Below are 10,582 nucleotides of genomic sequence, written 5' to 3'. Positions count from 1 at the left end.
TCTTTTTATTGCGAGGCCCCCCCCGCCCCACGGGCCACCCCCCGGCCCCGCGGCGGCGTTCTTTTTACCTCCGCCGCCGGGGGGGGGGGGCGGGTGCCAACACCCCCCCGCCCACCGCTGCACACGTCTTCGGAACTACTTGACCTGGTACATCCAGATCTGGATGTTGGCCAGCTCGCCGGTCTCGCCCCACTTGTACTGGCGGGCGACACCGGTGCCGTTGTAGTTGCGGACGTAGTCGACGAGATCGGCGCGGGTGACCTTACCGGCATCGATCCCCTTGAGCAGGATCGTGGTCAGGTCGTAGCCCTCGACGGAGTAGACGCCGGGCGCCTGTCCGTTGAGCGCCTTGTAATCAGCGGCGAACTTCTCCGGCGCGGGGCTGCACGGGCAGGACAGCAGGGCGTCCTTGGACGAGGACCCGGCCTGGCGGACGAACTCGGGATCGTTGGTGCCGTCGGCGGATACGAAGGCCGCGGTCACGCCACCGGAACGCAGCTGCTGCACGAACGGTGCCGCCTCGGCGTAGTAGCCGGCGTAGAAGATGGCGTCGGGCTTGGCCGCGGACAGCTTCGAGACCGCTGCCGAGAAGTCCTTGTCACCTTCCTTGACGCTCGTCCCGCAGGAGGCGTCGGCCGCGGGACCCGCGGCGGTGATGAAGGCCTTCGCCAGACCGGCACCGTAGTCGGTGTTGTCCTGCACGACGCAGATCTTCTTGAAGCCCTTCTCACCGGTCAGGTAGTTGGCCACGGCCGGACCCTGCGAGTCGTCGTTGCCGAGGCCACGGAAGAAGGTCTTCCAGCCGTTGGTGGTCAAGGTGGGGTTCGTGGCCGATGCCGTCAGCGTGGGCATGCCTGCCTCGCTGAGGATCTGGCCGGTCGCCTTGGTCTCACCCGAGAAGGTCGGGCCGATCAGGGCCACAATGTTCGGGTCGGCGACGATCGTCGGAATCACCTGGCTGGCGATCTGCGGCTTGCCCTCGGTGTCGAACTGCTTCACCGAGACCTGACAGTCCGGGTTGGCCTTGTTGTGCTGGTCGAGCGCGAGCTTCACGCCCATGATGATGTTGATGCCGAGGGCGGCATTGCCGCCGGTCAGCGGGCCCGCCATGCCGAGAGTCAGGGGCGCGCACTTGGCCTTGCCGTCGCCTGCGGGGTCCGCGGCCGCACCGGCGTCGGTGGTCGCGACCGCCTTGCCCTCGGTATCGAGCTGAACGACCGACTGGATGGAGAGATCGGTGTTGCCGCCACCGCCGCCATCGGACGACTTGTCACTGCATCCGGACAACACCAACGACGCGGCAGCTCCGATAACCAGAACTCCTCGCGTCGACCGACTGCGCCATGTCGAACTGAGCACGTCTCACCTCTATGTCCTGTGCTCCCCGGGTTCACCGAGGGGGCCGACCACGTTCAGCCCGCAGAGAACATATCGCCGCTTTGTTAGATCCGCATCACATTCGCATCATGTCGGAGGTCGGTTGTCCAGCAATAGTTCACATTATTGTTTCGCTTACGTAAACATTTTCTGCTTCCGGCCCGCGCGGCGGCAAGAGCCGAACCGTGTCACTGCGGGGTGAGGTTCTCCAGCACGACTTCGGCGACCGCCTTCATCGTCGTGCGGCGATCCATCGCGGTGCGCTGAATCCATTTGAACGCTTGCGGTTCCGAGAGGCCCTGGGTCTGCATGAGCACGCCCTTGGCCCGCTCGACCAGTTTGCGCGTCTCCAAACGGTCCGACAGATTCGCGACTTCTGTTTCCAGCGCGGTGATTTCGTGAAAACGACTGGCCGCGAGTTCGATCGCGGGGACCAGATCGGATTTGGTGAACGGCTTGACGAGATAGGCCATCGCGCCGGCGTCACGTGCCCGCTCGACCAGATCTCGCTGACTGAACGCGGTCAGGATCACCACGGGCGCAACACGTTTCGACGCGATCTCGGCGGCGGCATCGATGCCGTCACGGCGCGGCATCTTCACGTCCATGATGACCAGATCGGGGCGCAGCTCCTCGGCGAGCTCGACGGCCTGTTGCCCGTCGCCCGCTTCGCCGACGACGTCGTAGCCCTCTTCCTTGAGCATCTCGACGAGGTCCATCCGGATCAAGGCCTCATCCTCGGCGACGACGACCCGCTTGGCCGCGGCCTCACGCGTGGCCCCGGCTGCATTCGTGCTCATAGGTTCGACCCCTCTGGATTCCGATGCCTGTCGATCACACCACGACTGGCGATGTAAAGAGTACCTTTTGCTTCCGCGCAGAGAATGCGCCTGCGATGAGATCACGCACACCCTGCGCCGGATACTCCCCCGCGGAGCGCGGCTGCCTGCGCCGCGCTTCCGCCGTGGTGCCGAGTGTGGGACTCGAACCCACACGTCCTTCCGGACAACGGTTTTTGAGACCGTCGCGTCTGCCAGTTCCGCCAACCCGGCGCACCGCGGTCACTATAGCGTCTCGGCGCGCCGGGAAGCGAACCGCCGGTCGAACCGGAGGTCCGCCTGCCCCGTAGTACCCCGAAAGGGCACCGTGAAAGGGGCTGCGACCATGCGCGTGCACAGAACGACGGTCGACCTGGATGCGTACCCCGACCTGGTGATGATCCTGCTCGGCATGCGGGTGCGTACCCCACGCGGCGTGCTGCGGCTGCTCGGTGTCGGCCCGAAGTTGTATCGCTCACACGCCGACCGGCCCGACGGATTACTGCGCCACGAGGACATCGTGTGGTCGATGTTTCCGCCGCACTGGGGCGCCCGGCAGTACTGGCGCGATCTCGACTCGCTCGAGCGCTGGACGCGATCGGAGCCGCACCGGCAGTGGTGGGGTCGATTCCTCCGCGATTCCGGCGGCACCGGCTTCTGGCACGAGGCCTACTTCCGCCGTGGCGGCATCGACGCGATCTACGACGACATGTCGGCACCGACGGGACTGGCGGCGTTCGCGCCGGTGGTGCCCGCGCGCGGACCGATGTTCTCCACCAGGGGCCGCGTGCACGGCACCCCACCGGCCGTGCCACCGGTTATTTCCGAATCGAATTATTACAACCGAAAAGAGTGATAACCGACACATATCACCGCAAGGTTTCCACCGCCTATCTCGTGGGTATCACGGTGACACACAACAGATTTGAGCATCGTGATTGATGTACGGCATTCAACCGAAAGGTGAATAAGTAGTACCGCGTTTGTGATGGTTACAATTCTGACCTACTGCACGACAATCGACCCGATTACGGTGTCGGTATGCACGTGCTCTTCGTCTGCAACTCCAACGTCTGCCGATCGGTGATCGCCGAACGGCTCACCCGGGCGTTCGCGGCAGAGCACGGTCTACCCGGCCTCACCGCGGAGAGCGCGGGCACCCGGGCCCTGGTCGGCTTTCCGCCCGAGCCGATGGCCGTGGAGACCATCCAGGGCCTCGGTGGCGACACCGCGGGCTTCAAGGCCCGAAAGCTCAAGCCCGAGATGGTCGATCGCGCCGACCTGGTGCTGACAATGACCGATTCTTTACGCGACCAGGTCGGTGAACTCGCCTTCGGCACCGCCCCGCGCACCTTCACCCTCGCCGAGGCGTACCGCATCGCCAAGGTGACCGGCGCGAAATCCATTGCCGCACTGCACCATGCGCGCAACAACCTGGCCTATGTCGGCCGCGAGAACATCGCCGACCCGATCGGCCTTTCCCCGGTTGCCTTCCTCGAGGTCGGCGACCGCATCGCCGAATTGCTGTTCCCCGTTCTGGGAGCACTGGCACCGCACGAGCAGACGAAACTCTCCGGCGACGGCGATCGCCCCGGCCTCGTGATAGCGCCCGGCGCGCCCGGCGGCCCCCTGTCGGCGTTCCTCGCCGCACAGCGCAGACGCTGAGGCACCCTGACGGTCGCTAGGGCTCAGTGTCCACCCATCCACGATGCAATGCCCTCGTGTCCTGACGGTCGCCAGGGCTGTTCGCGGCGCCGCGCAGGGATTAGACTTCGGCGCGGACGTGGGTGTTACCCCTTGCAGGTTCGACACACGACGGGACTACAGACTTGCCGAAACGCATTTCGGATGTTTCGCTCCATGTGTATGTGACACCGGAGATCCTCGACCGCATCGTCGCCAGTGTCCGGACGGTCCTCGACGACCATGTGCACGACCGCGATGTCTATGCCTGGCGGTTCACCATGCCCGTCGACGCGAGCGATCCGGTCCATCGCGATCTCGAATCACAGTGGCGCGGTAGCTATCCCGGCCTCGAACCGAGCACGGAGAGCACCTACGAGATCGCGCTGAGTCTGGTCGGCGACCCGGCCGACCTCACCGACGCCGACATCGCCGACCTCGAGCACGGTCTGGCCGTGGCCGTGTACGGCGCGGCCACACCGCATCCTGCCCCAGGTGTGCCCTTCACCTTGCGCGCGCATCAACGCACGGACGTCGTCGAACCGGAACTCGACCACGAACTGCGTTGAGCTCGCCCGACCGCGGGAGCCCTCAGCGGGGCCACACCGCCGCGCTCAGCGGGCCGGGAAGTGCCGGATGACGCCTTCTTGCACGGTGGTGGCGATCAATTCGCCTGTGCGCGAATAGAACCGGCCGGTCGCCAGCCCACGCGAACCCGCCGCGACCGGTGATTCGGTGGCGTAGAGAACCCAGTCGTCGAAGCGGAACGGACGGTGGAACCAGATCGAATGGTTCACCGTCGCCGCGAGAATCCGGTCCAGCCCCCACGACAAACCGTGCGTGGTGATGATCGAATCGAGCACAGTAGTGTCGGAGGAGTAGCCCAGCGCGGCCACGTGCAGCAGCTGATCATCGGGCAGCGAGCCGTCGGTGCGCATCCAGACCCGGTTGTGGTTGAGCTTCTCGCCGGTGCCCTTGAGGATCCACGCCGGATCGTTGGTATAGCGCATGTCGATCGGGTGCGGCGCCTTGATGAACATCTCCAGCTTGTCCTCGAAGCCGGCGAAGCTCTCCTCCACCCGGGGCAGGGTTTCGGGATCGGGCACATCCGGGCCCTCGTGCGCGTGCTCGAGGCCCTTGCCCCAGTCCTGGAACGCGGCCAGCATGACGAACAGCTCCTGGCCGTCCTGGCTGGCCGTCACCGTCCGGTTGGCCAGCGCGCGACCGTCGCGGTGGCGCTGCACGTGGTACTCGATCGGCTTCTTCACATCGCCGCCGCGCACGAAATGCGCGTTGATCGCGTGCAGCGGCCGATCCCCCGCCGTGCGGCCCGCCGCGACGATCGCCTGCGAGACCAGCTGCCCGCCGAAGGTGCGGCTCCACACCTTCTCGGGGTGGTTGCCGAGGAAGGTGTCCTCGCCGATCGACTCGAGATCGAGCAGGTCGAGCAACACCCGCAGATCGGGTGTCGGCTCGCCCTGAGTGGTCTCGATGTCGATCGAACTGCTCACTATCAGTGGTCCTCTTCGCCGATGCGGTGCACGTGGATCAGGTTGGTGGAACCGACGGTACCCGGAGGGGAACCGGCGACGATGACCACCAGGTCACCCTTGCGATAACGCTCCAGCGACAACAGCGCCTGATCCACCTGGTGGATCATCGCGTCGGTGGTGTCCACCATGGGCACGATGAACGTCTCGGTACCCCAGGTCAGGGTGAGCTGGCTGCGCACCTCCGGCAGCGGGGTGAACGCCAGCAGCGGCAGCGGAGTGTGCAGGCGGGCCAGGCGGCGCACGGTGTCACCGGACTGGGTGAACGCCACCAGGGCCTTGGCGTTGAGCCGCTCGCCGATGTCGCGGGCGGCGTAGGAGATCACGCCACGCTTGGTGCGCGGCACGTGGGTCAGTGGTGGCACCCGGGACGTCTCGGACTCGACCGCGGTCACGATGCGGGCCATGGTGCGCACCGCGTCGATCGGCCACGCGCCGACCGAGGTCTCCCCCGACAGCATCACCGCGTCGGCGCCGTCGAGCACCGCGTTGGCGACGTCGGAGGCCTCCGCGCGAGTGGGCCGGGAGTTCTCGATCATCGACTCGAGCATCTGGGTGGCGACGATGACCGGCTTGGCGTTCTCGCGCGCCATCTGGATCGCACGCTTCTGCACCAGCGGCACCTGCTCGAGCGGCAGCTCCACACCGAGGTCACCACGGGCGACCATCACCGCGTCGAAGGCCAGCACGATCGCCTCGAGGTTCTCGATCGCCTCCGGCTTCTCCAGCTTGGCGATCACCGGGACCCGGCGGCCGACGCGGTCCATGATGTCGTGCACGAGTTCGATGTCGGACGGCGAGCGCACGAACGACAGCGCGATGAAGTCGACGCCCAGATCCAGGGCGAATTCCAGGTCGGCGATGTCCTTTTCGGACAGGGCGGGCACCGACACGTTCATGCCGGGCAGCGAAAGGCCCTTGTTGTTGCTCACCGGGCCGCCCTCGGTCACCCGGCAGACGACGTCGTTGCCCTCGACGGATTCCACCGTGAGGCCGACCTTGCCGTCGTCGACGAGCAGCCGGTCACCGGCCTTGGCGTCCTGCGCGAGCTCTTTGTACGTGGTCGAGACACGGTCGTGGGTGCCGTCCACCTCGTCGACAGTGATCCGCACCTGCTCGCCGTTGACCCACACGGTCTTGCCGTCGGCGAAGCGGCCGAGGCGGATCTTGGGGCCCTGGAGGTCGGCGAGGATGCCGACCGCGCGGCCGGTCTCGTCCGAGGCCGCGCGGACCATCTTGTAGTTGTCGGCGTGGTCGGCGTGGTCGCCGTGGCTGAAGTTCAGCCGGGCCACATCCATGCCGCTTTCGACGAGCTCACGAATACGGTCCTGGGTAGCAGTGGCCGGCCCCAGGGTGCACACAATCTTCGTCCGTCGCATCACGCCCAACAGCCTAGTACCAGCCCGCCTCCCCGCGAATTTTGCCGGTCGGGGGGTTGGAGTCGGCTATCGACCGGACCGGCGGTTATCGACGAGGTGGGGGCCGAGCGTTCCCGATGAGTTACCCATGTGTTCACGAAATCAGTTGTCACCGGACAGCGACATGTCTGGAAAGTCTTGTTTCCAAACGGGTTTGGCCGAAGCCGAGGATCAGGCAGATCACCCAGTAGTAGAGCGCCGCGACGCCGTAGAGGGCGAAGAAGTCGAAGGTGGGCGCGGCGGCCAGCTGGGCGGTGCGCAGCAGCTCGGTGACCAGGATGGTCGAGGCCAATGAGGTGTCCTTGACCAGGGAGATCAGCGTGTTCGACAGCGGGGGCACCGCGATCCGCGCGGCCTGCGGGAACACGATGTGCCATAGCGTCTGGACATAGGTCATGCCCAGCGATTGCGCGGCCTCCCACTGCCCGTGCGCCACGCTCATGATCGACGAGCGCACCACTTCCGCGGCGTACCCGCCGACATTGAGGCTGAACGCGATCACCGCAGCCGGGAACGGATCGATGACGATCCCGAACTGCGGCAGCGCGTAGAACACGATGAACAGCTGCACCAGCAGCGGGGTGCCGCGGATGATCGAGATGTAGAAGCGGGCGAGCACCGACAGCACCCGCCGCGTCGACATCCTGGCCAGTGCGACACCCACCGCGATGGCCAGGCCGATGACGAAGCTGACGGCCGTGAGCGGCAACGTCATCGTCACCGTGGCCTTCAGCATCGGCACCAGGTTGTGCCGGATCAGCTCCCAGGTAGCCGGATCCATCCGTTATTTGCTGACGTCGGTGCCGAAGTACTTCTCCGACAGCCGGGCCAGGGTGCCGTCGGCGCGCAGTTCCGCCAGCGCCTTGTCGACGTCGGCGATCAGCGCGGTGTCGCCGGAGCGGGCGGCGAAGGCCTGCTTGCTGGTCTCGCCGGTCTCGGCCGCGATCTTGATGCCGGTGTCACCGGTCTTCTTGGTGTACTCGCCCACGGCGAGGGTGTCGTTGACGGTGGCGTCGACCCGACCTGCCTTGAGCAGTTGCACCGCCTGCACGAACCCTTCCACCGCTTCGACTTTCGCACCCGCGCCGGAGGCGACCTTGCTCCAGTTGCTGGTGGCCGACTGCGCGGTGGTCTTGCCCGCCAGGCTCGCCAGCGAGGTGATGGTGGTGTTGTCGGCCTTGGTGACGATCACGCCCTCGGAGGTCGTGTACGGCTGCGACAGCGCGTACTTGGCCGTGCGCTCGGGGTTCACGGTGACCTGGTTGGCGACCAGGTCGAAGCGCTTGGACTCGAGCCCGGCGAAGATCGAGTCCCACGGGGTCTGCACGAATTCCACCTGCTTGCCGAGCTTCTCACCGACCGCGCGGGCGACCTCGACGTCGTAGCCGGTGAGCGTGCCGCCCTCCTGGTAGCTGAACGGTGCGTAGGTGCCCTCGGTGCCGATCTTGAGCACGTTCGGGTCGGACGCGGACGAGCAGGCCGACAGGCCCGTCGCGGCGACGACAGCGAGTACGGCGGCAGCAATGAATTTGCGCACGGACATCCCTTTCTCCGCTGCGCGTAACGGGCACGCGCAGGCTCAGCGACGGTACGGCGCCGCCACAGACCGACACAGAGTATCGCTCACCGTGATCGGAATACCGTCGCGGAAACGCGAAACGGGTACCCCGCGTGAGCAGAGCACCCGTTTCATCCCCGTATGGGCTGCGATCAGTCGCGCAGCGGGCGGCCCTGTGCGTCGGGCACCTTGCCGGTGAGCATCATGATGCCGTCGATCAGCGGCCAGATGGCACCGAGGCCACAGGTCAGCCAGGTGACCGCGATCTGGGCGATGCCGAGACCGGTGTAGCCGAGGTAGAAACGGCCGACACCGAAGCTGCCGAGGAAGATCTGCAGCAGACCGGCCATCAGCTTCTGCTTGTCCGAGAACGGCACGCCGTACATGTCCCGGCCCCAGGGCGCCTCCGGGTCGTTCGGGTTGAAGCCCTGCGGCATCGCACCGTACTGCGGCTGGCCGTAACCCGGCTGCGGCTGCTGGGCGTACGGATCGGCGGGCTGGCCGTACTGCGGCTGCGGCGCACCGTATTGCGGCTGGCCGTAGCCGGGCTGCGGCTGCTGGTTGTACGGATCGGAGGGCTGACCGTAGGCCGGCTGACCGTACTGCGGCTGCGAGCCGCCGTCCTGCGGCTTGCTCAGGTCAGGGCCGTACTGGGGATTGGGGTTGTAGGGGTCGGTCACTCATGTCCTCCATCATTCGTGCGGGTACCCGTCGTGGCCCCCGGCCAGTGGCGATCGGCCGAACGGCGGTGCGCCCGCGACGATCACGGGCCATTGTTGCCGGTACTGCCCACCGTTGTCTTGTCGGGTGCCACCCGATCGGCCCTCGCCACCCATTCGAGATATCGCGGCGGGCGCCCGCAATGTTGCCGGACGCCCGCCGATTCGACGAAAACGGTCGTGGATCAGGACTTCTTCGCACCTGATTTCGTCGGCTCCGCGGAGGTGCCGGTCGTGGACTCGGAGTCTTTGCCGGACACGTCCTCGGCGTCCTTCGCGTCAGCGGCGCCCTTCGCGTCGGTGACGTCCTTCGTGTCATCACCGGCGGGCTCGGTCACGTCCGCGTCGACCGAATCATGTTCCACCGCAGCTGAATCCGTCTTCTTCGTGACGTCGACCGCCGCCGCCTCGGATTCCGTCGCCGCCACGGTGCTGCCGGCCGCACCGGCGGCCCGCAGCGCGGAGAACTGCCACGGCCACGGGCGCGGCTCCCCGTCCGGCTGCAACTGCGCGGGCGTCTCGCGACCCTTGGTCGCCAGCGCGAAATAGGCCATGGCGCCGAGGAAGACGAGTGCGGAGGTGAACGAGTTGATCCTGATGCCGAGAATCTGGGTGGCTTCGTCGCTGCGCAGCAGTTCGACGAAGAACCGGCCGAAGCTGTAGCCCGCGACATAGAGCGCGAACAGACGCCCGTGACCGATCTTGTAGCGCTTGTCGAGCAGCACCAGCCCGATGACGATCAGCACGTTCCAGACGAGCTCGTAGAGGAACGTCGGGTGCACGACCTCGAGTACCCGCCCGGTCGACACCCCGTTCATCATGTCGCGCGCGCCGGTCTCCGGGTCGAACCGTTCGTAGATCTCCAGACCCCACGGGACCTCGGTGGCGCGCCCGTAGAGTTCCTGGTTGAAGTAGTTGCCGAGCCGGCCGATCGCCTGAGCGAGCAGCACCGCGGGCGCGACCGCGTCGCCGAGCGCGGGCAGCGGGATCTTGTACATCCGGCAGCCGATCCAGGCGCCGATGGCACCGAAGAACACCGCACCCCAGATGCCGAGGCCGCCCTGCCAGATGTAGAGCGCCTCGACGGGGTGCTTGCCCTCGCCGAAGTACTTCTGCCAGTCGGTGGCGACGTGGTAGATACGGCCGCCGACCAGGCCGAACGGCACCGCGAACATCGCGACATCGAGGACGGCGCCCGGCTGACCACCGCGCTCGCGCCACCGGCGTTCACCCCACCAGATGGCGACGACGATGCCGAGAATGATGAACAGTGCGTACGCCCGCAGCGGGAAGGGTCCGAGGTGCCAGACCCCCTGGGGCGGACTCGGAATATAGGCCAGGACTGAGTTCACGGGCTCAGCTTATTGGCGCGCTGGCGCGCGCGTGTCCGCGGCCCCAAGGGGCCGCCGGTTAGACGCCGTTGCTTGCTCCTTCGTCGCGTACGCAACGGCGTCTAACC

The 10,582-nt window shown here is 66.5% G+C and carries 11 protein-coding genes and 1 tRNA gene; 3 read left to right on the top strand and 9 right to left on the bottom strand.

Going from position 1 to position 10,582, the window contains the following annotated elements:
* Window positions 1-135: 135 nt before the first annotated feature.
* From ACFWPK_RS18685 to ACFWPK_RS18675, 3 genes are all read right to left on the bottom strand, one after another.
* Entirely contained in the window at window positions 136-1,293 is a 1,158-nt protein-coding gene (locus ACFWPK_RS18685; RefSeq protein WP_378917354.1) for a branched-chain amino acid ABC transporter substrate-binding protein, read from the bottom strand.
* A gap of 272 nt (window positions 1,294-1,565) precedes the next feature.
* Window positions 1,566-2,177: an ANTAR domain-containing response regulator gene (locus ACFWPK_RS18680; RefSeq protein WP_056824610.1), complete on the bottom strand. Its 612-nt coding sequence runs from the start codon at window positions 2,175-2,177 to the stop codon at window positions 1,566-1,568.
* Window positions 2,178-2,342: 165 nt separating this feature from the next.
* Window positions 2,343-2,429: transfer RNA gene (locus ACFWPK_RS18675), tRNA-Leu, on the bottom strand.
* 112 nt (window positions 2,430-2,541) lie between these two features.
* On the opposite strand from ACFWPK_RS18675, the gene ACFWPK_RS18670 reads away from it, so the two are divergent.
* The 3 genes from ACFWPK_RS18670 (at window position 2,542) to ACFWPK_RS18660 (ending at window position 4,447) form a co-directional block, all read left to right on the top strand.
* Window positions 2,542-3,051, top strand: a complete 510-nt coding sequence (locus tag ACFWPK_RS18670) for a monooxygenase family protein (protein ID WP_378917351.1) — start codon at window positions 2,542-2,544, stop codon at window positions 3,049-3,051.
* 185 nt (window positions 3,052-3,236) lie between these two features.
* Window positions 3,237-3,860, top strand: a complete 624-nt coding sequence (locus tag ACFWPK_RS18665; protein ID WP_378917349.1) for a low molecular weight phosphatase family protein — start codon at window positions 3,237-3,239, stop codon at window positions 3,858-3,860.
* A 203-nt stretch (window positions 3,861-4,063) separates the two neighbouring features.
* The gene (locus tag ACFWPK_RS18660) at window positions 4,064-4,447 is read left to right on the top strand and encodes a hypothetical protein (RefSeq protein ID WP_378917347.1); all 384 of its coding nucleotides are present in this window, start codon (window positions 4,064-4,066) and stop codon (window positions 4,445-4,447) included.
* Between the two features lie 45 nt (window positions 4,448-4,492).
* On the opposite strand, the gene ACFWPK_RS18655 is transcribed toward ACFWPK_RS18660, so the two are convergent.
* From ACFWPK_RS18655 to lgt, 6 genes are all read right to left on the bottom strand, one after another.
* On the bottom strand, window positions 4,493-5,389 hold the full coding sequence (locus tag ACFWPK_RS18655) for an acyl-CoA thioesterase (protein ID WP_378917345.1): 897 nt from the start codon (window positions 5,387-5,389) through the stop codon (window positions 4,493-4,495).
* A gap of 2 nt (window positions 5,390-5,391) precedes the next feature.
* Window positions 5,392-6,810, bottom strand: coding sequence for a pyruvate kinase (gene pyk, locus ACFWPK_RS18650; RefSeq protein ID WP_378917343.1), 1,419 nt, complete (start codon window positions 6,808-6,810; stop codon window positions 5,392-5,394).
* A 145-nt stretch (window positions 6,811-6,955) separates the two neighbouring features.
* Window positions 6,956-7,627 carry an amino acid ABC transporter permease gene (locus ACFWPK_RS18645; RefSeq protein ID WP_378917341.1) on the bottom strand — a complete coding sequence of 224 codons (672 nt, stop codon included), beginning with the start codon at window positions 7,625-7,627 and terminating at the stop codon, window positions 6,956-6,958.
* A gap of 3 nt (window positions 7,628-7,630) precedes the next feature.
* On the bottom strand, window positions 7,631-8,383 hold the full coding sequence (locus ACFWPK_RS18640; RefSeq protein WP_378917597.1) for an amino acid ABC transporter substrate-binding protein: 753 nt from the start codon (window positions 8,381-8,383) through the stop codon (window positions 7,631-7,633).
* A 173-nt stretch (window positions 8,384-8,556) separates the two neighbouring features.
* Entirely contained in the window at window positions 8,557-9,084 is a 528-nt protein-coding gene (locus ACFWPK_RS18635) for an NINE protein (protein WP_378917339.1), read from the bottom strand.
* Window positions 9,085-9,308: 224 nt separating this feature from the next.
* A complete protein-coding gene (gene lgt / locus ACFWPK_RS18630) occupies window positions 9,309-10,475 on the bottom strand; it encodes a prolipoprotein diacylglyceryl transferase (RefSeq protein WP_378917338.1) in 1,167 nt (388 codons plus the stop codon).
* Window positions 10,476-10,582 lie beyond the last annotated feature (107 nt).

Source organism: Nocardia sp. NPDC058519 (assembly GCF_042719755.1).
GTDB lineage: Bacteria > Actinomycetota > Actinomycetes > Mycobacteriales > Mycobacteriaceae > Nocardia.
This window is presented reverse-complemented; position numbering and strand designations above follow the sequence as displayed.